17 protein-coding genes are annotated in these 26,029 nt (G+C 44.4%); 7 read left to right on the top strand and 10 right to left on the bottom strand.

Features of this window, described 5'->3' with window-relative positions; translation table 11 throughout:
• Nucleotides 1-74 precede the first annotated feature (74 nt).
• A complete protein-coding gene (locus tag G8O23_RS00365; RefSeq protein WP_166360557.1) occupies nucleotides 75-320 on the top strand; it encodes a hypothetical protein in 246 nt (81 codons plus the stop codon).
• Between the two features lie 97 nt (nucleotides 321-417).
• Complete coding sequence (locus G8O23_RS00360) at nucleotides 418-1,362, top strand: hypothetical protein (protein ID WP_166360555.1); 945 nt, start codon at nucleotides 418-420, stop codon at nucleotides 1,360-1,362.
• A gap of 429 nt (nucleotides 1,363-1,791) precedes the next feature.
• Here the strand turns inward: G8O23_RS00360 and G8O23_RS00355 are convergent, their stop codons facing one another.
• Together G8O23_RS00355 and G8O23_RS00350 are read right to left on the bottom strand one after the other, a co-directional pair.
• Nucleotides 1,792-2,592, bottom strand: a complete 801-nt coding sequence (locus G8O23_RS00355; protein ID WP_166360553.1) for a hypothetical protein — start codon at nucleotides 2,590-2,592, stop codon at nucleotides 1,792-1,794.
• 53 nt (nucleotides 2,593-2,645) lie between these two features.
• The gene (locus G8O23_RS00350; protein ID WP_166360551.1) at nucleotides 2,646-3,374 is read right to left on the bottom strand and encodes a sigma-70 family RNA polymerase sigma factor; all 729 of its coding nucleotides are present in this window, start codon (nucleotides 3,372-3,374) and stop codon (nucleotides 2,646-2,648) included.
• Nucleotides 3,375-3,810: 436 nt separating this feature from the next.
• Here G8O23_RS00350 and G8O23_RS00345 point away from each other — a divergent pair, with 436 nt between their 5' ends.
• Together G8O23_RS00345 and G8O23_RS00340 are read left to right on the top strand one after the other, a co-directional pair.
• A complete protein-coding gene (locus G8O23_RS00345) occupies nucleotides 3,811-6,771 on the top strand; it encodes a CHAT domain-containing protein (protein ID WP_166360549.1) in 2,961 nt (986 codons plus the stop codon).
• Nucleotides 6,772-6,924: 153 nt separating this feature from the next.
• Nucleotides 6,925-9,783 (top strand): CHAT domain-containing protein, encoded by a 2,859-nt coding sequence (locus G8O23_RS00340; protein ID WP_166360547.1) that lies wholly within the window; start codon nucleotides 6,925-6,927, stop codon nucleotides 9,781-9,783.
• 66 nt (nucleotides 9,784-9,849) lie between these two features.
• Here the strand turns inward: G8O23_RS00340 and G8O23_RS00335 are convergent, their stop codons facing one another.
• Nucleotides 9,850-12,324 carry an AMP-binding protein gene (locus G8O23_RS00335; protein WP_219932343.1) on the bottom strand — a complete coding sequence of 825 codons (2,475 nt, stop codon included), beginning with the start codon at nucleotides 12,322-12,324 and terminating at the stop codon, nucleotides 9,850-9,852.
• A gap of 255 nt (nucleotides 12,325-12,579) precedes the next feature.
• Between G8O23_RS00335 and G8O23_RS00330 the strand changes: the two genes are divergently transcribed.
• The gene (locus G8O23_RS00330) at nucleotides 12,580-15,693 is read left to right on the top strand and encodes a S41 family peptidase (protein WP_219932341.1); all 3,114 of its coding nucleotides are present in this window, start codon (nucleotides 12,580-12,582) and stop codon (nucleotides 15,691-15,693) included.
• 50 nt (nucleotides 15,694-15,743) lie between these two features.
• On the opposite strand, the gene G8O23_RS00325 is transcribed toward G8O23_RS00330, so the two are convergent.
• Together G8O23_RS00325 and G8O23_RS00320 are read right to left on the bottom strand one after the other, a co-directional pair.
• Entirely contained in the window at nucleotides 15,744-17,279 is a 1,536-nt protein-coding gene (locus G8O23_RS00325; protein WP_166360543.1) for a carbon-nitrogen hydrolase family protein, read from the bottom strand.
• Nucleotides 17,280-17,324: 45 nt separating this feature from the next.
• The gene (locus G8O23_RS00320; protein ID WP_166360541.1) at nucleotides 17,325-20,369 is read right to left on the bottom strand and encodes a glycoside hydrolase family 3 N-terminal domain-containing protein; all 3,045 of its coding nucleotides are present in this window, start codon (nucleotides 20,367-20,369) and stop codon (nucleotides 17,325-17,327) included.
• 181 nt (nucleotides 20,370-20,550) lie between these two features.
• Here G8O23_RS00320 and G8O23_RS00315 point away from each other — a divergent pair, with 181 nt between their 5' ends.
• Entirely contained in the window at nucleotides 20,551-21,078 is a 528-nt protein-coding gene (locus G8O23_RS00315; protein WP_166360539.1) for a phosphate-starvation-inducible PsiE family protein, read from the top strand.
• Nucleotides 21,079-21,081: 3 nt separating this feature from the next.
• Here the strand turns inward: G8O23_RS00315 and G8O23_RS00310 are convergent, their stop codons facing one another.
• From G8O23_RS00310 to G8O23_RS00300, 4 genes are read right to left on the bottom strand one after another with little or no spacing between them, the layout of a single operon-like run.
• Nucleotides 21,082-21,804, bottom strand: a complete 723-nt coding sequence (locus tag G8O23_RS00310) for a nucleotidyltransferase family protein (RefSeq protein WP_166360537.1) — start codon at nucleotides 21,802-21,804, stop codon at nucleotides 21,082-21,084.
• Nucleotides 21,805-21,814: 10 nt separating this feature from the next.
• Entirely contained in the window at nucleotides 21,815-21,943 is a 129-nt protein-coding gene (locus G8O23_RS17495) for a hypothetical protein (RefSeq protein ID WP_262888046.1), read from the bottom strand.
• Nucleotides 21,943-23,367 carry a RapZ C-terminal domain-containing protein gene (locus G8O23_RS00305; RefSeq protein ID WP_166360535.1) on the bottom strand — a complete coding sequence of 475 codons (1,425 nt, stop codon included), beginning with the start codon at nucleotides 23,365-23,367 and terminating at the stop codon, nucleotides 21,943-21,945. The genes G8O23_RS17495 and G8O23_RS00305 overlap by 1 nt, the downstream gene beginning before the upstream one ends.
• Nucleotides 23,368-23,383: 16 nt before the next feature.
• Complete coding sequence (locus tag G8O23_RS00300; RefSeq protein ID WP_219932339.1) at nucleotides 23,384-24,064, bottom strand: DUF554 domain-containing protein; 681 nt, start codon at nucleotides 24,062-24,064, stop codon at nucleotides 23,384-23,386.
• Between the two features lie 410 nt (nucleotides 24,065-24,474).
• On the opposite strand from G8O23_RS00300, the gene G8O23_RS00295 reads away from it, so the two are divergent.
• Entirely contained in the window at nucleotides 24,475-25,248 is a 774-nt protein-coding gene (locus G8O23_RS00295) for a class I SAM-dependent methyltransferase (protein WP_166360533.1), read from the top strand.
• A 79-nt stretch (nucleotides 25,249-25,327) separates the two neighbouring features.
• On the opposite strand, the gene G8O23_RS00290 is transcribed toward G8O23_RS00295, so the two are convergent.
• Entirely contained in the window at nucleotides 25,328-25,984 is a 657-nt protein-coding gene (locus G8O23_RS00290) for a head GIN domain-containing protein (RefSeq protein WP_166360531.1), read from the bottom strand.
• Nucleotides 25,985-26,029: the final 45 nt, after the last annotated feature.

The following is a 26,029-nucleotide window of genomic DNA, read 5'->3' as shown; positions in this document are numbered from 1 at the left end:
TTTTTTTTTGGCTTATGCCAATTATCATAATACAAGCACTCCAAGGTTATATATTTTTGCAAAAAACAATTGCTATGTGGATAAGAACACAGGATAAGCGTGAATTGGTTAAAGTAATTAAATTCTCCATTTCAAAATCAATTGGAGAGAAACGATGCTTCGTATTTGGCCACTTTGCTGGCAATGCCTTTTTCTCGGACAATAGCATTACCCTTGGAGAGTATCCGTCATTTGAGAGGGCACAGGAAGAGCTGGACAGAATACAAGAGCATATCGCCAGCAATAGCCAGCAAGCATACAGCATGTCGGGGAAGGAATAGTTCAAAATTCTAACCAGCTAGTCCATTTTACTTGTACATTTATATTTCAATCTCTACCCAAATTATCAACTAATAACTAAATGATAAATGGGATCAGATGAGATTGATTTTTGCCCTTTGCATTGTGGCCATTGCTCACAGCTTAAGCTTTGCTCAGCTAGCGGGTTTCGAAACCCCAAAAGTAAACCTTACCCTTAACAAGGGATTCGACATTGCTTACGCCTACGTAATTGGCAACGAGCCCCATATGTTCTGCTACGACACGCACACAGGCAAGGCAGCATTCTGGAGGATGTCGTATGGCAACAAGCCACTGGCTAGCCTCTCAATAGGAAATAGCTGGAATTTTTTTAGCACCATCAGAACATCGCAGGGTAGCCCTTTATACCTGCTGGCCAACTCGCAAACCGGAGAGGTAAAAACCACCCTAAACATTCTGGATATTGCAAGTAAAAATCAGATATCAATAAATAATACATTTGACAATACCCAATGGTCGACAACGAGCGTAGTGCACCTTAACTTGGAGCCATACCTCTTTAGGTACATCGGCACAACGGGTGAAGTTTTACTCAACAGAATACACCCACAAACGGCCCTAATTGATGATACACCAACTAGCCATACCATTGAGCCGCAGTGGGATCATATTGAATTTGCACAAAGTCAAGAGTATATATACGTGCTAAAACACTCCACTGCAAAAAAAAGCATTGTTATGGAATGCGTTAAGCATAATACAGCAAGCAGCAACCCATTCGAATCAACCCTGAGGCTGACATACGAAACTACAACCGAATGGACATCGTCCACCATCTTTACCTTTAATGAGATGGCATACCTACTGCTTTACAGCGCCATGAGTGGCGAAATTATGTTACTGCAAGCAAATGAAGACATGACGCAGCTTGTAACGCTATACAAAACTACCTGGTCCACCGGATGGACTAACTTCAACGTTATTTACCTCAACAGCTGGCCCTACCTTTTCCACCATAAGGAGTCGAATGGCCTTGCCAGGTTATCGCGGATCGTTTTGTAGGGGGTGTGCACTTGCAAAGAATTACCCATCGCAACACATCCTGAAGGAGAATAATCCAAAGCCAACGATTCTAAACAAATTGATGCCGACCTATGGCATCATTAATTTTGGCTAAAGGCAACTCCCCATCGAATGAATATAACCAAAGTGCAAAGCACAAACCCAAATTTAGCTAACGCTGAGCTACGCTTCGCTCCGGTTGTCATTAGCGAATCCTTTTCTTTCATCTAACATATGATGCAACGTCAACATATACATCCAGCTGTAAACTTAAACCATTTAGTTTTCTTGAAAGACATTCAAATTTAAAGAGATGTTAGATTTTTGAATATACCGCAGCGCGGCTGGTGTACTAATAACTATTCGGGGATAAAAAAAAGGCAACGCCTAACGCTGCCTTGTGCTATAGCTAATTGGTTAAACTCCGTTTTACTCAACCACAATTTTACCAACAAACAGCAAATCAAAATCTTGGTTTATAAGTTTCCAGTAGTATAACCCATTGCTTAACTCGGGTAGCTTAACCCCCGACGATCGCTCGGTTAGGGTAAGAAAACGGTTACCTGTATTGTCGAAAAACTCAACGTAAAGTTCCTCCTTGCTGGGGTTGCTCCAAACGAGTGAGTCGCTACCTGGCACATTCACCACACCCCTAGTATTAATAACCACATCCTCTCCCCTATATGCTTGGGTAAAGTTTTCGAAAAGGATTTCAAGGGTTTGATCTGGCACATATGCTCCACCGCCAGCAATAGAAGCTGATTGCTCTTTGGGTATGTTTTGTTCTTCTTTCGTATTGTGGCTCTTTTCCGACTTGACCTTAGCCTTGGGTTCAGCAGCAGCTATCACCACTTTGTCAATAGTTTGCCCTGCTGTGTCAATAGGTGTATCAACCTGCTCAGCCAATGGCAAGCTAGCCCTTGGGCTAGCGGGTTCGGTATACACCTGAGGTTGGTTTAGTATACTTGTGGCAAGCAGAAAAATTACTCCCACTGCGGCCACCCCCGATGCAGCCACAATCCATGGCTTAAACCTCACCAACCGACCACGAGCAGCATCAGCCTTAAAGTCGATTGCAATATCGGTAACGCTGAGCACCTCAGCGGCACAATCGTCGCAAATGGTCAAATGATTTCGAAGCTGCGAATCGAGTTCACCATAACTACCACCAATAATAGCATCTGCACATTGAGCAATTTGCTCTTCACTCAAATGATTGTCTATTGACATAATTGTCGGATACTTAAATCTTACATTTTTTGGTTGAAGCAGTTGAGGGTGTCCTAATTTTTGGCTTGCTGAAGTTCCATCAGAATAGCTAACGATTCTTTGTTGTGATTTGATATCCCATTCCTATTGAGTCTATTCAAAATCGCATCAATTTGCTTGTTAAGCCACATCCGAACGGCATCACCCTTCACGTTCTTTCCCTCCACAAAGTTAACAACCTTTGACAGAACTTCAAACTTATCGCCCTTTGATCCTTGATCGGCAACATCTAGTAAAACGGTCACCTGCTGCGCCTTACTACCTGCATACTCGGCAATTTCCTCTGGGTTGTAGGGCAAATCGAACAAACACCTAAGAAACACCTTTAGCTTGGCCAAATCCTCATTAAAAAACAACAAAGCAGTATTCAAACGGTTCACTTCGTTAGATATGGCGTAACTTTTCTCAGCCTCAATGGGAAGGGTACTCTGGTTCGATTCACTTTTAAACAGCTCCTCCTCATCAATGGAGTACCAGTGCCTGCTCTCTTTCCTAATCACCTCGCAACACATTCTATTTAATATTGCAACAATGTAGGTAGTGGCCTTGGCTTTTCCCTCAAACGAACTTTCAATCTTCGATCGGCTTCGAATAAACTTTTCCACCATCGACATCACAACATCTTCCTTCTCGCGATGGGGAATAACCGAACGAAAAACATATTTTGATACCACCTTGCCGGCAATATCAACAATTGTTTCCATTGATATGGCCTCAATACTATTGTTGCTATGTATCCTCATAATTGAAAAGATATTTGATACAAATTTGCCTTTTTTTTACAGATTTTTTCCTGGCTGGCGAATTTATATATCAAGTGAAACCGATTGTTGGTGTAAATAATAGGGCATTTTATCCAAAAGTGAAAACAAAACTTTATGTGTTGGTTATAATTTCAGTTCAAACCTTAGATTTGCCATAGAAATGTTTGGGTTTCAAATGCTATGCCATTATTACGTTGTGCATCAAAATCACAATCATTCAAATTTCTATTAAACTAATGGGTATTTTCAACAATCCTATATTGTAGTACGAGGTAAACCCCAAACGGATTCGTAAAAGTCACATAATTTTGATAAAAAAAGTATTTTTTAGGATAGCATGAACTCCGGGCACAAGGCTTATACGCCCTGACAAAGAGACTCCTACAATATCCAAATAGCACTAAAAACTGCAACAATGCGTCTGTATTTAAAAGCCTGGCTTTTCAAACTTCTAGCTGCCTTTTGCCTGGCAACATCATCTATTAACATCTCGCTGGCCCAGTATCCCGATCGTTTTGTGCACTACCGATCTATACCAACCAATTGTGTGTTCTGGCAAAGCGCACGCAAGAGCTACGCCTCGGAGCATCTGGCAACAGCTATTGCACAATCGGATGTAGCTATGGATAAATACCGCAACGAGGAGCAATGGGAACACTACCTCTTTATTAGCAGTTTTAAAGCGCAGCTTCAGGGCGAGAACAGCAGGCCTCAAGAAGCATTGGAAACCCTCCAGCAAGCAAGGGAAAGGGTGAGCGGTAGGGTTGATCCGTTGCAAAGCATAGAATTGATTGAGAACTACCTACTAACGGCAAGGGTGTACACTCTGGTAAACGATTACCAGATGAGTGAGTCTTTTTTTATCGAAGCCACCAAGCTGCTCGAAGAGTCCGGTACATACCCTGAGGTGCTGGCCATGACCTACTTCACCCTTTGGCAACTCCACTCAAAGATGATGAATTCCGATAAGGCCAACACGAACATTACCAGAGCCACAAGCATCTTACAAAATCAATCGTCGGATTACGCCAAGGCAATTCTCTACTTTATCCAAGCCGAACGGCTCGACAAAACGCAGCTATACCTAAAGGTTGAGCTGTTCGAGGCGGCTGCAAAGGCATTCGAGAAATCGGGTGCACGGCAAGATTTTACCTACTACACAACGCTCATGAAGCTTTCGCAGCAGTACTATGCTTTCCAGAGAGATTACGACAAAGCAACCCGCTATGGCAAATTGGCCGAAGAGTACGCCATGGCAAACAGCATGTCGCAAGCAAAGGTTTATGGGCTAAACTTTGCGCTGGGCGATTTGTATAGGAACTTCAATGAATACGATAAGGCCCTCCCCTACTTTCTAAATGCCAAGCAGATAACCTCGGAGGTTTTTGGCACCACATCACTCGAATATATTACTGCAAACCTATACCTTGGGAGGCTTTACCGGAATATGAAAATCTACGACAAGGCCAGCCAATGCTTTAACGAAGTGTATAGTGCAGGGAAAAGCGGGTGGAAAGGACGATTCCCCCATGAGTTTACGCTTTACGGTGAACTTGCCAGGCTCTACCTTCAGTGGAACAAGCCCGACAGTGCACTTGGCATTGCACAAAAACGGCTAGGGTACGAGCACAGGGGCAAGGATTTTGATCTGCACGATATACCACCAACACCTCGCGATTCGTACATTATTCGATACTACCGATCGTTGGCCGCAAAAATTGAAGCTTACAAAAGGCTATATCAGCAAGCTCAGGATACCTCCCTCCTAACCCATGGAATAAACCACTGTAGCTACGCGCTTAAACTAATTGATATTATAAACGATAAAGCCCTGGGCGAGCAATCGGGTATAGAAAATTCACGACGAGCCAAGGCCATTGCCTCTTACGGAATTTACTTTAACCTTGAGAAAAACAAACACAAACAAGATGATAAAACAGTACGGCAAGCTGTTATGTATAGCGAGAAGGCCAACGCAAACTACCTAAAGTACCTGCTCAGCTCTCGGTATAGCCATAGCGAGGTAGAGGACTCTGCTGAAGTTGCTCTACGAAACCAGATAGAGGAGATTGACCTAAAGCTGCAAGAGATAGGAGACAATGTAAGCACAGAATACAATAATTTACACAATCAGAGCCTATCGCTAAAGCTACAACTAGCCAACACAGTACTGAACGCTAAGCCTAAGATAAATACAACACCGCAGAGGCTTAACCCAATTATACCTGAGCTAAATCTCGACTCGCTTCAAGGCCAAATATCCAATGATATGGCAATAATATTTTATCATATCGACAGCTACAACGACGACAGCGAGGACATAGTAACTGGGATTGATAAGCAAAGCCGAAGGCTAATTCGCTTCTATATCGATAGCAATACAATTGAGCATACAACAACCCAGCTAAGCGCTCAACAAGTGGATGCATTTGCAGCTTATTTTAGAAGCCTAAAAACAGGCGACTTGGATGGCTATAGGCTTTACGGTACGACGCTTTACAAACTGCTCTTTGCAGACATAGAGCAACCTCTTTCAGCAAAGAAGAGGATTGTTGTAATTCCCGATCCACTTTTCTCCGATATTCCCTTGGAGAGTTTACCTATTGATAATACAGGCAACACCATTTGTAGCAAGTTGGCCACCAGCTACCATTATTCCCTTAGCCTATGGGCGAGGAGCCATTCCAAAGCTACTGATGCGAATAGGCTAAGTTTTGCTGCCTTTGCCCCAGATTTTTCAACGTTGAACGGCAACCCTGCCATTGCGGATAATATCAGCATAACAACCCAAAGCAATGCCAACGACAGGGATAATGTTAAGCAAATGGCTCTGCTCCCCATGGCTAAACAAGAAGTGCTAATGCTGGGTAAATTATTCGGCACAAAGGCTGAGGGGCAAATGCTGGTTAATTTTGACAAGGTTAGCAAATCGGAATTTGCTATGCAAATAGCCGACTTCGATATCATTCACATTGCCTCGCACGGCTTTGCCGATATTCATAATTTTCGAAATTCAGGAATTTACTTTTCAAGCGAAAAGAGCATCGATGCGCTTCACCTAAACGAAATATACAATTTGAATACCCAGGCAAACCTTGTTGTGCTGAGCGCGTGCCAAACCAGCGTTGGTCAGAAGGTGCAAGGCGAAGGCGTAATGGCCTTACCCCGTGGATTTATGTACGCTGGCGTTCCCAATGTAATTGCCTCGCTTTGGAAGGTGCACGATGAGAAAACTAAGCAGCTTATGGTAGCGTTTTACCAGCACCTACTTAGCGGAATGTCCTATGCCGAGGCGCTGCAACTTGCCAAGCTGGAGTGCATAAGCAACGGTTTTCTGCCCACGGACTGGGCTAGCTTTATACTTATAGGCCGATAGCTAGAGCAAGAATTTAGGATAACAGCAAAAGATATCGAGAACACAAGTGATAATGCCTATGAGTAAACAGCTAAACCTATATGGGTTTAAAAATAAACACTATATTGAGCAACTATCAAACAAGAACTAAGCAACTTTTTAAACATATTCCTTATGAGATCATTACTTACCACGCTCAGCCTTCTGCTACTATTCATTTCCATAAATTTTATTTCCTACGCACAATACGGCCCTTTTTACTCTGTCGACAGAGAACTTCGCTCATACTCATACTACAACTCATACATCGAGATTGTGAAAAAGTATAACATCAACAGAGATATTAGCGAAGCGCTAGTACAAATCGACAGCCTAGCTATACAGGCTCAAAACCAAGGAGACCTGCGGCAATTCCTCTTCCTAAAGAATGAGGTGTCGAATTTTTACAAATTTGGCAACCAATTCAGCGAGGGGTACTCTGACTTGTACAATGCAATGCAAGCCTTTGCCGCTCATTCCGACACCATTGATATTGAGTACGCCGTATCATTACGACTGCTGCGCGGATTGTTTACACGCTCCAATCATACCTCAAGAGGCGAAGAGGAAATGCTAGCGTCACAACTTGCAATTCTCGATTCGCTTGGGGTTGATGGTGAACCCATGACCAACACGCTGGTTGACTATGGCCTGTTCTTAAACCGCAGGGGTAAAACCGATGAGGCTATTGAAATGCTTTACCAAGCAAGAAATACCGCTTTACACAACAACGACCTCATGAGCCTTGCCGTGGCCGATATGAGCCTAATAAGCAATACCGATGGCATTGACCTTGAACAAACAGTTATTGAGGTTTTACAGAATGACCTCTCGTTACTTAATAAAGCGCCAAGAAATATCCCAACCCTTGTATACACCAGCTTTTTCAACTATATGCTGGGGAATAGATACTACTGGAACATTAAGGATATTGAAAAATCGATTGAGTACAACCTGAGAACCACCCAATGCCTTGATACGCTCCAGTACCCCATGTGGAACCTGAAATCATCGTCGCACTCGCTGCTGGCGCAAGCCTATTCCGATTTGAACGACACGGTTGCCTTTTGGCATCACTACCATATTGCCAAAGATGTGGCGAGTAGCCAACCCATGTCTGACTACAACAGGGGTTTGGCCTATATCACTCTGGTAGAAGCGGCCATAAATATTGCACCCGACTCGGCACAAAGAGTGATTGATATCCTTGAAAACCATAAGGCAGCCGATTTCTTTCAGGAACGTATTAGTAGGAATCAAGCCCTAATACACCTCAGGCAAAACCAGTTCTCGCAGGCTGTGGATATTATCAATGCACAATTTGACAAGCACAACCAGGTTGGTAACCATGCCTTACCATCGCTAAGCGACTCGCTAGACCCCAACGTACAGCTTGAGTTTTTCAAAATCCTCAACACAATCTATTTAAAGCTCGATAAGGTGGAGAATAAAGCATTGTATAAAGGGCTAATCTCTGACATTGTATTCAAAAAGAATGAGCTGTACAAAAGGATTGTTCAGAACGAAGTGTTTGGTCTTGAGATTTCGAGCATAATTGCAGAATATAATCGCTTTGTAAACCAATCGCTCTCCTATCTTCTAAATAATTACAACCCCAGTACCGACCAGGAGCTGGTGGCTCAACTATTTTTTTCGTCCAAAGCCATTCAGCTAAACAACAACTTGGGTAAAAACATTTTGCAGGGACAGCTAGAGAGCAACTCGCATCAGTTTTCAGAACTTTTGCATACAGTTAGCGAGGTAAATAGGGTTAAAACTCAGCTAACCAACAAGAACCTTAGCAGCAACGAAAGGGACTCGCTAAATAAAGCGTTGAACTTCAGCCTTATTGAATCGCTAATAACCAAGCATAGGGTTAGCCGTAAGCTAGATACAAACCTACAGTCAATAAGTATTCCAACAGTTGCAGAACTGCAAAGTTTACTCAATCCCCAACAGGGCCTGATAGAGTTTTGCCATAGCGACTCAACCCTGAGTTGGATTTTCATCACTAACAATAGCCTAAGGGTTGGGCAAAAGAGGGTTGAAGAACTTAACAAAATGATTAGCAGGGAGATTTATGAGGTAAAGACGGGTGGGAGCACATCTGGTCTTGGAGAAGTACTTTTTTGCCACTCCATCATGGCCGAGATTGATGAGCTAAATAGCTTAGTTGTAATACCAAGCAACGAGCTAGTTCAAATACCATTCGAATGGCTTAAACCACCATCATCAAGCAAGATGATTATAGAAACCCACACAGTTACCTATAGCTACTCCTCGTCGCTTTGGTACCGTTCCAAGCTCAATGCACAGGAGTTGACAACGCCTTCGCTACTTACCGTGGCACCCTTTACAATGGATAATATATGGGAAACCACCCAGCTCGCATCCGATTACCGGGGATCCATCCCACTCCCTCCGCTATACGCATCAAAAGAGGAGGTAGACAGGATAAACGAGCTGTACAAACAGCACAATACGGTTTCGGTATCTATTGTTGGTGAGCAAGCCACTGAAAAAAACGTGGAGCACCAGCTCGGCAATTTCGATATTTTGCATTTAGCAACGCATGGCCTAACAAACAAGAACAATCCAGAACGTTCAGGCCTATTCCTTTACCCAAATCAGCACCACAATATCAATAAAACCTTTTATGAGGAGGGCTTCCTAAGCCTTGCGAAGCTTCAAAACCTAAAGCTAAACGCGAACCTTGCCGTGCTTAGCGCATGCAATACTGGTACAGGAACCATAGCCGAAGGCGAGGGTATCATGGCGCTGCCCAGAGGCTTTATTTTTGCAGGCGTTCCCAATGTAATCGCATCACTCTGGAAGGTGCATGATGAGAGAACCAAAGATTTAATGATTGCCTTTTACGAGCATTTGCTCAATGGTAATTCTTATGCAGATGCTCTCCGCCTTGCAAAGTTAGATTGCATTGGCAAGGGATATCTACCAATTGACTGGGCAGGATTCGTCCTTATTGGAACCTAAACATGTTGGGAATGCAAAAAAAAATGGGAGAGGCACCCCTCTCCCATTCAAGATATTGTTATAAATCTAGCTAGCTTGGCCTGTAAGTGCCTTTTCTATCTTCCCATACACGCCATCAACTAGTGTTTCGGCAGTATGGCCTTGGGGTTGAATTGGCTCAAGGAAAGTTACGTTTACACGTTTCCATGGGCGAGGGATTTTTGCTCCCACAGGCAGTGCCTTATCGGCGCCCTCAATGGCTACAGGTACAACCGGAACGTTAAGCTCCGTGCTAAGGATAGCAAAGGTTTTTTTAAACTCACCCAGTTCACCCGTTTTCGATCGCGTTCCCTCGGGGAAGATAATCACCTTACGTCCCTCCTTAAGCGCAGCAGCCATCTGATGAATAGACTCCTTGATGTTGCCTTCCATATCAACCACAATAACATTATTGGTTCGAGCCAAGAAACGAAGGAATGCATTCTTAACATGTTTCTTTTTAGCGTAGAAATAGGTCTCCCTAAACACCTTACGTTTTAGGAATGCTGCTACGAATAGCCCATCGATAAAACTTTGGTGGTTGGGGGTGATGATGCACGGGCCTTCGGGGATATTCTCGACCCCTTCGCCGTGGAAGCGGAAGTAAACCTTGAACATGTACTTGGCCAAGCTCTTAAAGATGTTGTGGGTTGGCCATGACTTGGGCAACTTCACATCTACCTTCTCCTTTAGCGTTTCGGCCCAGCTATGGGTTCCATCCTTAAACCATTGTTTCTTCTCCTTAATATAGTCAGCCATATGGCTTAGCGTTGGGAAGCTAATTAGCTTCTTCTCATCCATCTTTACACCAAAGCTCCGCTCTATGTAATCAATCAGCCCCATTTTATTCAACGAATCGAGCCCAAGATCCAGCTCCACGTGATGGCTTGGCTGAATATCGTAATCAATCTGCGATTCAATATAGCCCTTAACAGCATTGTAGTATTCTGTAGCTTCGTAAGACTCTGCTGTTGCCTTCTTATCCTGCGATTTCATGGCATGATCGGCTAGCTTAAAGCGTTGAATTTTGCCCAAACGGGTCCGGGGTAACTCATTGCCTACAATGGCAAACTTTAAAATTCGCTTGTATGGCGATAGCTTTCCGTTGAAAACTGGGATAACCTCACTCTTAAAGTATGCATTCACATCCTGTACTCCCATCTCAGCAAGCAACTCCAGATTAGGAAGAATAGCTATGTGCAGATGATTGTTGTGCAGAAAAACTCCGGCTTCTTTCACCACATCGAAACTCTTCTCGAACGATATCTCGAGTTCAACAGGGTTAATATTTTTGCCACTGGAAAGTATGATGATATCCTTTTTACGCCCTGTTATGAATAGGTATCCATCCCTGTCGAGACGCCCAAGGTCACCGGTATAAAGCCATCCATCCTTAAGCACATCGGCAGTCTCCTCAGGTCGGTTGTAGTAGCCCTGCATCACGTTGTGGCCTCTGGCAACAATCTCACCATCGCGAATCTCAACCTCAACACCTGGAAGCGCTTGCCCCGGAGAGCCAATACGCACCTTACCCGGACGGGTAAAAGTAATCATAGGTGCAGCCTCGGTCATACCAAAACCTTCCAGCACATCAAACCCAAGCGTTTGGAACATGGTACCCACATGCTTGGGCAAAGCGGCTCCACCGCTTACAAGGAATTGCAGGTGTCCACCAAAGTTAACGTGTACCTTTTTGAAAATTTTGTGAGCCAGCTTACGACTTCCCGACAGCTTTACTATTCGGTAAAAAATTCGGCCAATTAGCGTAGCATCAATTTTCGACTTAATTCCCTTATAGATAATCTCATACAAACGAGGTACACCAATCATTATGGCCACCTGATTGTTCTTTAGGGTTTCCAACAAATCGGCCGACTGCATAGAGGGCGACATCACAATGGTTCCTCCAACATACAAGGGAGCCATCATCGATCCTGCCAAAGGAAAAACATGGTGAAGTGGCAGAAGCATTAGAACCTGTCTGTCGTGCCTGTAAATTTCAACCTTCTTGGAAACACCATCGAGGTTAGCGATAATATTCTTATACGAAAGCATAACACCCTTGGGGCTTCCCGTGGTTCCCGAGGTGTATATAATTACAGCTGTTTTCTCAATATCATGGGGCTTCTCCCACTCTATTGCAGTATGTACCTCGTCCAGTGAGTCTTCGCCAAAGATATGAAGCTGTGGACTCTTCTCAACCCTTTTCATAATCTCCTCGACCTGGCTTTTAAGCGAAGGACTGGTAAACAGCATCTCGGGTTGGCAGTCGTTTATAATGTAGCTTGCATCATCGGGCGAAGCCATAAAATCGATAGGTACCACAACGCATTCGTTGCGTAAGCCAGCATAAAAGGCAGCAATCCACTCAGCACGATTCTCCGAATAAATTGCAATCTTTTGGTATCCCTTCCCTCTAAACAGCAGCGCAAAGCTCTCAATCATCTGAAGCAGCTCTCCATAGCTGTAACTCTTGCTCTTAGTAACTAGCGCAATTTTCGAAGTGTCCTTTACATTTATCATCTAAACATATTTTGGTTTATACACAAACAACACTACTGTATTGTTATTGTTTAACTTAATTGCAAAGATATTGAATCTGGATGTCGTCCAAGCCGGGCAAAGGTAGATGTTTTTCAACACAAATTCAAACGCTTATTTAACTTTTGGTTAAAAACGCATCTAATGCCTACGTGCATCATTTATAAAATTTGAAATATTATTTTCAGCAGATACTATTTTATGCTAATTTCACACTATAAAAATTTAAAAATGCTTATGAAAAGGATACTACTGGTAGCAACTGCTTACCTTTTGCTTATGCTCACTACGTACGGAGCAAAAACCCCACCTTACTTTATATCGGAACCAACCCTGTCGCCCGATGGATCGTTAGTTGTTTTCAGCTACGAGAACGACCTCTGGAAAGTGTCGTCCGAGGGAGGAATTGCATTTAGGCTAACGGCTATGGACGGCTTGGAAACCCTGCCGCGCTTCTCGCCCGATGGGCAATGGATAGCCTTTACAGGCAGCCAAAATGGGGCTCAGAACGTATACGTAATGCCTACCAACGGGGGCGAGATTACCCAGCTAACATTTCATGATGCCGACGATCATGTCGACAGCTGGTCATGGGACTCGAAGTGGATCTACTTCTCATCGGATAGATACAACTTATACTCTACTTACCGTGTATCTGTTACTGGTGGTACGCCAGAGAAACTCTTTGAGCACTACTTCAACAACCCGCACCACACTGTACAGCATCCCAACACCAGTGATTACTACTTTACCGACTCCTGGGAGAGCTTCATGTTCACCCAAAGGAAAAAATACAAGGGCGATCATAGCCCCCAAATCCTCTCGTACAACCCTAGCACCAAGAATTTTGTGCAGCACACCCAGTATATGGGTAAGGATATGTGGCCAACTATTGACATGAATGGTAACGTGTACTTTGTTTCCGACGAGTACAACGATGAGTACAACTTATACCAGCTGGTTAATGGCGATAAGATTCAGCTAACCCAGTTCGATGCTTCAATGAAAAGACCGCAGGTAAGTGCCAATGGGGAGAAGGTTGTGTTCGAAAAGGACTACCAGCTATGGATTTACGATGTGGCTTCAAAAGTTAGCAGCAAGATAAATGTATCGCTCTACAGCAACTCAACCCTTGAGCTGGAGAACAGCTTTAATGTGGAGGGTAAGATATCAAATTTCGACATCTCTCCCGATAACAAAAAGATTGCTTTTGTATCGCGTGGCCAGCTATTTGTGTCCGATATCAAGGGTAAGTTTGTAAGGCAAATGCCTACCGGCGCTAATGAGCGTGTATTCGAAGTATTTTGGGCCGACGATAACCAAACCCTATTATACAGCCAAACTCACAAGGGATGGCCCAACTGGTTTAGCATTGCCGCCAACGGAAGGGGGAAGGCCGAGCAACTCACCTCCGATGAGAAAACAAACAGGCAAATGACCCTCAATAGCAAGCGGACACAGGGGGTTTACCTTAGCGGCAGGAACGATGTTAACATCCTCGATTTTAAATCGAAAAAGGTTAGCACTATTGCATCAGACGAAATATGGGGTTTCCAAAGCTCAACCCCACGCTTTTCGCCCGACGACAAGTACGTATCCTTTACAGCATTTAAGGCCTTTGAGCAGGATATCTTTATCCACGAAATAGGTTCGGGTAAAACCATAAACATTACCAACACAGGAGTAAGCGAGTCGCAACCAGCGTGGTCGCCCGACGGTAAGTATATCTACTTCACCACCGACAGATTCTCCACTAGCTACCCCAAAGGGATGAACTCTAGCAGCATATATCGCATACCGCTTCACCGGTTTTTTGCTGAGTTCAAAACCGATGAGTTTGATAAGCTTTTCGAGAAGGACTCCAAGAAAGACACAACCATTGCTGTTAAAATTGACCTCGCAAATATCCATAACCGTTGGGAAAGGGTTAGAGTTTCTGGTGGCGAGCAGAACTCCCCACTGCTAGTGAAATCGGGCGATGAGACTATACTGCTATTCGAATCGAACCACGACAAGGGCGAAAACGCCCTTTGGAAAATGACCTACAAGCCATTCGAAAGTCCCAAGGCCGAAAGGATATCTCAGTTTTCGCTTAGCTACAATGGCTACCAACTTGCCCAAGGCAAGAACGACTTTTACATCCTGGCCAACGGTAGCATCCATAAGGCTGACCTAAAAAGTGGCAAGCTTGATAAGATAGACATATCGCACGCTTTTAACAAGAACCTGCGCGCTGAGTTTAACCAGATGTTTGCCGAAACATGGACCATTATTCAGGAGAACTTCTACGATGAGATGTTCCACGGTATCGATTGGAAAAAGAAGCGCGATTACTACGCCAGCTTCCTGCCGCATATCAGAACCCGAGAAAATCTGCGAATCTTGCTAAACGATATGCTGGGTGAGCTAAACGCATCGCATATGGGATTCCGATCGAGGGGCGATGAGGAAAAATCGTTCTATTCGCATACCACCCTTGCCATTGGGGCAATTTTCGACAGTGCAAACCCATACCGCGTAGAGCGTATTATACAGAACTCAAACATCGACATAACAGAACCCCCACTCCAACCCGGCGATATTATTGTAGCCATTGATGGGGTAAGAGTTGATGAGAAGGTGAATAGGGAGTTCTACTTCACGCTCCCCACACGAAAACCCGAAATTGAGCTCACCCTGCTGCGCAAGGGTAAGGAGCAAAAGGTAGTAATTCCAACGCATCTATCGGGAGCGATATCAAACTTGCTGTACGATGAGTGGATTGATGCAAATAAGGAGTACGTTGCCCAAAAGAGTAACGGGCGTGTTGCATATGTTCACATGAAGGATATGGGGCAGGGATCGCTAAACCAGTTTTTAATTGATATGACCACCTATGCTGAAAAAGCGGAAGCATTAGTGCTCGACCTAAGGTACAACCGAGGAGGCAATGTACACGACGATGTGTTGCAGTTCCTTTCGCAGCGACCATACTTACAGTGGAAATACCGCGAGGGTCAGCTGTCGCCACAGCCAAACTTTGCGCCATCGGGTAAGCCAATGGTATTGGTGATGAACGAGCATAGCCTTAGCGATGCCGAGATGACCGCTGCTGGCTTCCGCCAGCTGGGTTTGGGCAAACTAATTGGCACCGAAACCTACCGCTGGATTATATTCACATCGGGCAAGGGTCTGGTGGATGGCTCGTTCGTTAGGGTTCCTGCCTGGGGCTGCTACACGCTAGACGGAAAGAACCTTGAGTTGGAAGGGGTTGCCCCCGATATTTATATTAACACCACATTCAAGGATAGGATTGAGAATAAAGATCCTCAGCTGGATAAGGCCATTGAGGAGATGCTAAAGAGTTTATAGCAGAAAAAAACACCCCAGTTCTTGTTGAACTGGGGTGTTTTTTTGAATATCTACTCCTTCTTCAACCTAAGCTCATAAAGATCGTTTCGCCTATCCTTCATAATGCGAACGCTGCCGTGGCTATGGAGTTCCTTTAGCAAGTCTAAGTCCACATCAACAATTAGTGTCATCTCGGTGTTGGGCGTGGTTTCGGCCTTAATGCTGTTGGTGGGAAACGCAAAATCGGATGGGGTAAACACAGCCGACTGTGCGTACTGTATATCCATGTTGTTTACCTTGGGCAAGTTGCCCACACATCCGGCAATGGCAACGTAGCACTCGTTCTCCACCGCCCGGGCCATAGCGCAGTTGCGCACGCGCATGTATCCGTTCTGCGTATCGGTAAGGAATGGCACAAACAGTATATTCATTCCCTGATCGGCTAGTAACCGGATCAGCTCCGGAAATTCTACATCGTAACAAACCACCACGCCAATCTTGCCACAGTCGGTATCGAACACCCTGATATCGTCTCCGCCAACCATCCCCCAAGCCTCTCGCTCGCTAGGAGTTATATGAATTTTACGGTACTCATCAACATTTCCGTTGCGATGGCACAGATAGGAAACGTTCTGCAGGCTACCCTTATCGTTTATAAGAGGCATTGAACCTGTAATGATATTGATGTTATAGCTAACGGCAAAGGACTTAAATTTTTCGAGCAAAGGCTCAGTATATTTAGCTAGAGCCCGCATGGCCTCGGCTGTTCCCATGTCGTTGTATGGGGCCATAAGGGGTGCGTTGAACAGCTCTGGGAAAAGTACAAAGTCCGATGAGTAGTCGCTAACCGCATCAACAAAAAACTCTATCTGCTCAACCAGCGACTCGAAATTGGGATGTGAGCGCATTTGCCACTGCACCAGCCCCAGACGAACGGTTGTTTTAGCCTGCTTGATAGGGCTCTCCTCCTTCTCGTAGTATATGTTATGCCACTGAAGCAGCGTGGCAAACTCGAGCGATTGGGTATCGCCCGGCAAGTAATTCTTGAGTATCTTCTTAACATGAAAACCGTTAGACATCTGGAAGGTGAGCACAGGATCGTATATCTCTTTAATCTCCACCTTATTCAGATATTGACGAGGTGTTAACTCTTTGGCATACTTTTTATACATAGGCATACGCCCCCCTGCCATAATTGCCCTAAGGTTGAGGTTTTCGCATAAATCTTTTCTTCCATCGTACAGCCTGCGGGCTAACCTAAGCCCTCTGTAATCGGGATGAACAAACACCTCTATTCCGTATAGCACATCGCCCTTAGGGTTGTGGGTGCTAAAAGTGTAGTGTCCCGTAATCTGATCGTAGGTATGGGTATCGCCAAACTTGGCATAGTCGACAATAATTGATAAGGCACAGGCCACTACCACCCCATTAACCTCAACGCAAAGTTGACCTTGGGGAAACAAATTGAGCAGCGTTTTAATCTGATCCTCTTTCCAATGCAGCCCCCCAATATCGGAGTAGGCTTTCTGCATTGCCTCCTTAAGCTGGATATAGTCGTTGAGCTCCAAGTTTCTTAACGAAACGAGTATATCTTTGTGCTCATTCATATTGGTGTATGTTTTTATGTATAGTTAGCGCTTCATCAATAACAATTAAAAGAGCTCATCGTTTACGGCATCGTAAATAATATCCTGTATTTTGGTGCGAACATCCATATTCATCAGTCGTGAGTTTTCGGCCTCGGGAAAAACTCTATTGGAAAGGAAGATGTACACCAAATCGTAAGCCGGATCAACCCAAGCCATTGCCCCCGTAAAGCCTGTATGGCCAAAGCTAAGCGAAGTGGCCTTAGTGCTTACGTGAGTTGATTTCAGGGGATCGGGCTCGGGCTTATCGAAACCCAACCCACGGCGAACGCCATTTTGGCAATTTAAGCAGGTGGTAAACAGGTCGATGGTGCTACTGGGCAAAAAGGTCTCGCCGCCATAATTCCCTTTACTTAGGTACATCTGCATAAGCTTGGCCAAATCGTTGGCAGTGGAGAACAGGCCAGCATGGCCAGCAACACCCCCCAGCATGGCAGCGCCGGGATCGTGAACATGCCCCCAAACAAGCTGCTTACGAAAAACCACATCGTTTTCGGTAGGCACAATCCTTTCGACGCTCAATTTGGCAAGTGGGTTGTATAGCGTATTATGCATGCCCAACTTCTTGAAAAAAGTATTGAACAAATACTCCTCCTGTGATCCGCCAATTATGTTCCCCGCAACCCTAAACATGAGCATTATGCCTAAATCACTATACCGGTAGTTCCCTCTTGGAGCCACAGGTGCTCTAAATATCCAGCTGTAGATACTGTCGGGCATAGATTCAGCTGCGTAAAGGTTTCGACCCACTTCATGCGGGAAATCATAAGAGTAATGATTGCGATAATACTTTCGTGAGGGGAACGACTGCCTGCTTACAAACCTGTTTCGAGACAGTTGATAGGGATAGCTCTCGGAAAATTTTGACTCCACCACTGCTTGCCTAGGCCAAAGCGATGATAGGGTGCGCTGGTAAAATGGAATCCAAGCAACCAAACCCGCCTGATGCAAAAGCATATCGCTAATAAGAAGGCTGCTGTAGTGAGAAGTGTCGGGTAAAGACAGATACTTGCCCAGCGTGTCGCTTATGTCCAACTTGCCCTTCGAATATAGATCCATCACCATCGGAAGTGTTGAAGCAATTTTTGTTACAGAAGCAATATCGTAAACCGATTGGTTGGTAACCGGCAAATCCAAATCATTGTAGGTATGGTGCCCGAATGTTTTGTTGTAAACAACAGTCCCTCTTTGGGCAACTAAAATCTGCATACCGGGTGCAGCCTCACGTGCAATGGCATCAAGGGCAATGGAATCAATTTTGCAAAAGTAACGAGCCTTTAGGCTAAGCTCCTCGGGTATGGAGTACTTTAGCCTTATTTGCTTTCCAGCATCCATCCCGTCGCCATATGCAAAGCTTGGCGATGCCGTTACGGGTAGCCTACCTCCAACGCTAAGCCCACCAAAAATTAGCTGGGCAGCTACGCTTTGGGTTATTGAAGAATTATCGTAGGTAACGAATATGCTATTGGTCTCGTCAGGCTCAACTAGCTTCCCCAGCGCATAGGGTGAGCCAAAAATGCCCAGCAGTGTTCTTTTCTTCTTGCTTACGTCGGCAATAAATTGAGCCATTTGGGGAGTTACGCCAAAGTCGCGCTGCGGGCTAGAACTAATGGTGTGATACCCAATAATTACTAGGTTATAGGGCGATAGCGAGAAGTATATATCTCGCAAACCATCTTCCGATATGTTTGGATCGACCGAAATGGTAGTAAAGGGTGCGTATAGTTCCATTTGCTCTGCAAAGGATTTGCCCCTGTCAGGGCCAACCTCAATATAGGCAATGCTGAGGGTGTCTAAACCCTTCAGAGGAATTATATCGTTCCTGTTATTGGTAACGGTAATAGCCTGCTCGGCAATTTGCCTTATAATAAGTTCCGATGAGGTTTGGTTGAGTTTTTCAACCAGATTTGCTGTTTCAATGGGGCGAAACCGATCTAACCCAACCCTATACTTGGCCTCAATCACCTTACGGCATCTACGCTCAATCTCCTCGATGGGAAACCTTCCCCTTTTCACCTCTTTCTCAATTTTAGAGATTGACTCCTTAACCTCCGAGGGAAAAAGAACAATATCATTACCAGCCTGCAAGGCCAAATAGTTCAGATCCACAGGCTTGTAATAATCGCTTACCCCCTTCATGTTCACGGCGTCGGTAATTATTAGCCCATTATACTGCAAATCGTGGGTAAGCATATTAGTTACCACATTTGTTGATAGGCTTGAGGCGAGCTTCGATTTTGATTCCAGCGCTGGAATCTCCATATGCCCTACCATTACGCTGGCCACTCCGCTCTGTATAAGCTTACGGAAAGGGTACACCTCAAGCGAATCGATACGCTCACGCGAGTGGTTGAGCAGGGGCAAATCGTAATGCGAGTCGGTATCGGTATCGCCATGACCGGGGAAGTGCTTAGCGCTGGCCAGTATTCCGTTATCCTGAAGCCCCAGCATGTAGGCAAGCCCCTTTAGGGTTACCGCCTCACGATCCTCGCCAAAGGCCCTGGTATTTATTACTGGGTTTTGTGGATTATTATTGATATCGACAACGGGAGCAAAATTTATGTGTACCCCAATGCGCTTTAGCTGCCTGGCAATATCGGCACCCATGTGGTATATCAGGCGATTGTCGTCCATAGCACCCAGCATCATTTGCCTAGGATAGGAGATTGTACTGTCGAGCCGCATTCCTAAGCCCCACTCAGCATCCATAGAGATTAGTAGCGGAACCTTAGCCAATCCCTGGTAGTAGTTGGTGAGGTTAACCTGACGAACGGGTCCGCCCTGAAAAAAGCACAACCCCCCAATACGTTCGTCCTTAACCAACTTTGCGATCTCATCTATATGCTCCTGATCGCGATTGGAGTAAGCGGCCACCATGAATAGCTGCGCAATCTTCTCCCTTAGGGTGAGACTATTCATCACCGAGTCGACCCAATGCTGAGCCTCCTGGGTTGACAACTCGGCAAGGCCTTGTATTTTAGTAGGGTTGCCTAATGTAATAGCAGGCTGAATAAAAGCAACAAAAACGGACAGTAAAAGCAAACGACGCATATATAGTGGGGATATAAATTGTTAAAAACTGATTAAAACTTAGCAAATATAGCATTCTGTTTGCACATCGAATAGAAGAAGCCTCTTGTTTTTGCAAACCACACCTTGATTATTAAAAATTACGTAATTTTATATCAATAAAGCATGAGATAGTCAAACAGTAAGTAAATTCCATAAGGCCATGAACAGAATACCCCAATGCGAAAGCACCCCCACTTTTAAGTATTTAAGAATGCTCCAAAGGGTTATAATTATCGTACTACTTTTCATCATGTCGTTGATCCTCCTTTTGGCAACTTTCAATGTAATATACTTCATTGTTAAGAACATTATACAGGAACCCTTAACTCAACTCTCAGCAGAAAATCTCATGGAGCTTTTCAGCATATTCCTTGTAATCCTTATTGGTATTGAGCTGCTCGAAACGGTTAAGGCGTTCCTCATGAAGGAGGCTATACAGGTTGAGATTGTTGTGCTTGTGGCTATTATTGCAGTGGCTCGCAAAGTGATAATCTGGGAATTCTCCAACGGAAGTACATTGGAGATTTTTGGGCTCTCGACCATACTACTTAGCCTGGGATTGACCTACTTTTTAATCCGTAAAACGAGGTTCAGCATAAACCTATCGTCAAAAAAGCCTCCCATTATCAAGAAAGGGAAAATTAGCACGAATGCTCCTTCGGAGAAAGACTCCAACAAAGATAAGTGAAGCTTAGACTAGCTTAAGAAAATCGGCTGCCCTTGAAATACTATCGGGCTTACCTACATCTAGCACATGGCTAGTCGATACATCGTAGCCCAAAACATTCTTATCAGCACAAAGTGAAAGGTAGGTGTCGATTATGGAGAATCTACCGCAGCTATTAATTGCACTAAAGATTTGCGGGCTTAGCACGTGAATACCCGAAAAGGCAAACTCCTTGAGATTACCATTAGAGTTGCTGGGTATTATTACTTCGCCTGATGTTAGGTTTTTCCATCCACGCAGCTGCATCGCACTATCGAACAGCAACTTTCGGGTAGAGGTTCTGCTGCTCACCGCCAACGTTGCAAGTGCGCCACTTTGCTTATGATTACTCATAATTTGAGACAAATCGATATCTGAAATGATATCGACGTTGTGCACTAGGAATGGTTCTTGGCCATCGAGGAAAGATTGAGCCTTTAGGATGCCCCCTCCAGTATCGAGCAGCTGGTCGGTTTCGCTGGAGATATTAATTGACGCGCCAAAATCGTTTTGACTCAAGAAGTCTATTACCTGCTGGGCAAAGTGGTGAACATTAACGGTAATATTGGTAAACCCAGACCTTACCAGCTTTGCAATGATATGAGCAAGCAAAGGTTGTCCTGCAACCTCTACCAATGCTTTGGGCTTATGGCTGGTTAGCTTACCAAGCCGAGTTCCCAATCCTGCTGCCAACACCATTGCTTTCATAATAAACTCCCTATAAATGCTGTTTGGGTTTGCAAAGTCGACCCTCCTTATTGGAGTAAAGGCCACACTTTTTGCAAACAAATTTTTTCTCCTCTGCCCCTTTGATCTTATCCTTCTTCTCGCAAACTTTTTTTCCCATTACAATCCATTTTGTTCCCTATGGTTTAAATTAATTGCAAGGTTAGCTATATGCTTCAGCTCTTTGGCCAACCTATTGGCCATGTATACCGATCGATGCTGCCCGCCCGTACAGCCAAACGATACGGAAAGGTGCTTAAAACCTCTATCCTGATAAACCTTAATGGAGTTGGCAACAAGGATGTAAACCTCATCAAAAAAAGTATCAATCTCCTTATGCTGCTCTAGATAATCAATCACGGGTTTATCGGAACCTGTTTGCATCTTGTACTCGGCAAGCCTGCCAGGATTTGGCAAGGCCCTACAGTCGAACACAAACCCTCCACCATGCTCGGGATGCTCTAAGGGGTAACCCTTTCGGTACGAGAAGCTGTTAACCTCCACAGTTAAACCATGGAATGGTTGGGATTGTTCGTTGGGCTGTCCATATTTTTCTGCAATCGACTCAAGTATAGGCTTTAGGGTTGGAATGGCAAGGCCACACGCTGTAACTCTACTTACAAGATTTGTCAGATTGGCAGCTGCCATTGGTATGCTTTGCAAGAAGTGGCTTCGGCGCTCGAAAAAACCACGGAACCCATAAGCACCAAGGGTTTGCAATACCCTAAACAGTGCAAACGCAGGAAATACGCGTTGGGCTTGCTGTCTATCAATTTCAATATACTTTTCTGCCTCATCGAGGTAAAACGATAGTATCTCCGTTCTAATACTTTCGGGAAAGTTAGCCTTTGCCTGATAAAGAAATGAGGCCAAATCATACAACATAGGGCCGCGTCGGCCACCCTGATAATCGATAAAATACGGTTTGTTCTCAACCAGCATCACGTTGCGCGACTGAAAGTCGCGGTAATGAAAGTAGCTTGATGGCTGCGATAGCAGCAGATTGGCCAATGTTAAAAAGTCATCGTCGAGCCTGGCCTCGTTGAACCGAACTCCCGACGGTTTAAGGAAGCTATACTTAAAGTAGCTAAAGTCCCACATCACACTCTGTAAATCGAACTCCGATTTGGGGTAACATTTTATAAAATTGAGCCCAACGGCACCTTCAACCTGAAAGCGTAGGAGTAGCGACAAGGTTCTTTTTAGCACTTCCAATTGAGGGTTTTTGTCCCAATCGATTTCAAGGACATAACCGAAAAGTGAGAGGTTGCCTAAATCGCTTAAAAGGTAAAAACGCTCATCCTCCGAAACACCATACAGCTGCGGCACAGGTAGGTTTTTACCACTAAAATGCTGGGTTAGGTATATAAAAGTTCTGTTCTCCTCAACATCGGGATTGTAAGCGCCAATGGCGCTTTGGGTATCAGTAGTTAGCCTAAAGTACCGCCTATCAGATCCGCCCTGTGGTAACGGGGTTATTGACAGCGGACTACATCTAAAATGGCTAGCAAAAAGGTTCTCGAGGTTCTCTTTAATTTCCTGCATCGCTTAAGATTTAGTATCAGCCAAAGAAGTATACCAAAGGTACAATAAAAATTAGGGCTGGTATAAGGTTCAGCACCTCTATCTTCTTAATGCCCAAAATGGTAATACCCAAGCCAATGAGCAGAATTCCACCCGTAGCTGTTAGCTCATCAATCATCACGCTACTCATAGCCTCGCCTACCCATGCAGCCAGCAGGGTTAGCCCCCCTTGGTATACTAGCAGTGGAACTACCGAAAAGATTACTCCCACCCCAAGCGCAGCAACCAGCGCAATGGATGAGAAGCCATCCATTAGGCTTTTAATCATCAGCAGCTTGGGCTCATTACCCAGCCCCTCCTCAATGGCACCCAGTATAGTCATAGAGCCCATGCAAAACATCAGAAAGGCGGTAACCATTCCCTCGCTAAACTGACCACCCTTAAGTTTCAACCGCTTTTGAATTTGATTGCCAAGGCTCTCCATTCTATCCTGCAACCTCAGCAATGAGCCCACTAAAGCTCCCAATATCAAGCTAAAAACCAGAAGCAAGGGGTTGTTGGTTTTCAAACTCATCGAAAACCCCAGGAATAGGGTAAAAAGGCCAATGGCCTGAAAAAACGTTCGGGTTACGCGTTCGGGTAATCGTGAGCGAAACATCAAGCCAAGCACTCCACCAACTATCACCGCAGCCACGTTTATAAGGGTACCTGTTATCATCTAATTAAATTTTGGTTACAAATATAGTACTATAAGCCGCACGTAAACTAAAACTTAATTAATTATGGTCATTGAGAGTTCTATCGGTAGATGGAGGGAGTTGACAGGTAGAGAGAGGTTGATTGGTTCATTAGTTGGTTAAAGGTTTACATTAAAAAAGTATGCTGGATTTTTTTTTGTCGACAGACAATCATCGAATAAGGAAATACCGTACATTTGTAACTGTAAAAACTTTGGATGCTTAAGATTAATTCGGATCTGGTGATGTAAATAACCCGGGGCACTCGCCCTCGGTTATCCCCTCCTACCCTCCAGCAGGCAATAGCTGGGGGCTTTATCATATTATCTCACCAATAAATTATTCCTATGCGCTATACTTTGCATAGGATTTCCAACTAAAATTAAACATCATGAGTAACGAGAATAAATCAATTCACGAGTTCGACTTCGACTTAATCTGCGAATACTTCTCAGCCCTCGACAGGCAAGGCCCTGGAAGCCCCGAGGCAACCCTAAAGGCTTTGAGCTTTATTGATAATCTTACCAACGATTCTCGAATAGCTGACCTTGGCTGTGGTACTGGCGGACAAACAATGACTTTGGCACAGCATGCACCCGGACAGTTCACTGGGATGGACATATTTCCGAAATTTATCGACATTTTTAACCAGAACGCCAAGCGCTACGAGCTTAGCCAGAGGGTAAAAGGCATTGTTGGCTCAATGGATCAGCTCCCATTCGCCGAAGAGGAGTTTGACCTAATTTGGTCCGAGGGGGCCATATACAACATTGGGTTTGAACGGGGTCTTAACGAGTGGCGCAAGTACATTAAGGCCGGAGGATTCATTGCCGTAACCGAAGCATCGTGGTTCACCGATAGCCGACCCAATGAGATTGAAAAGTTTTGGATGGATGCGTACCCTGAGATAGATACCATCCCGAACAAGCTGGCACAGCTGCAAAAAGCGGGGTATGTTCCCATTGCATCGTTTGTACTGCCTGAAAACTGCTGGACTGAAAATTTTTACGACAAACAGGTTTACGCACAAGAAATCTTTTTGGACAAGCACTCGGGCAATACTATGGCCGAAGAGCTGGTGGCTAATGAACGCCGCGAAGCCATGCTATACTCAAAGTATAAGCAATACTATGGGTACGTGTTTTACGTGGGCAAAAAGCTATAGATCAAATGCAAGTAAGGGGCTGATAAACAACCAGCCCCTTACATTTAATAATAACACAATTCTTTACATCAAAAAAAAACTAATTGCTGTTTACCACATTCCCCACTCCCGTAATGGTTGTTGAAACAGCTGGGTTACCCTTATAGTAAACATTACCAACACCAGAGATGGTTACGTCAAGCGTTTCAATTGCCTTAACCTTTACATCGCCAGTGCCTGTTATGCGGATTGTTGCATTCTGTGCAGGCATATCGTAAAAATTAAATGTTCCAGCGCCAGAAATGGTTGCCTTTAAATTGCTCACCTCTCCCACACATTTTATTGTGCCTGCACCAGTTAGCAGTATATCGGATATGGGCAACTCTGAGTAAATATCACCGGCACCGGTTAGCGCAAACTCATCCACTGTTGAAGTGTAAATATCTATCACTATGCCCTTGTCGGTTTGCACATTAGTGTTGTCGAAAGTAATGGTTAGCGTTCCTTTACTTACAGTTGTGCTGAGGTGTTCAAGCAGATTCTCTTGAATAGTAATCTCAATTTTTGATTCATCGCTATCGATAATATTTATATTTGCACCAATCTGCGACTTAATAATGCTGAAATCAGAAAGGTTTCTTGTTTCAACTATAAGCTCACCTTTGCCTACAACAACATTATTATACAGATCGCCACATGATGCAAGCGCAAGTAATACAAACACAGCAATTAGCTGCAGTAAAAAACTCTTTTTCATAGTTCAGACAGTTAGTTTTTATTGATTAATTAGGGGTGTTCAACT

This window comes from Perlabentimonas gracilis (genome assembly GCF_011174675.1).
GTDB classification, from domain to species: domain Bacteria; phylum Bacteroidota; class Bacteroidia; order Bacteroidales; family Tenuifilaceae; genus Perlabentimonas; species Perlabentimonas gracilis.
Note: the sequence above shows the minus strand (reverse complement) of the source record. Positions and strands in the feature narration are given on the sequence as shown.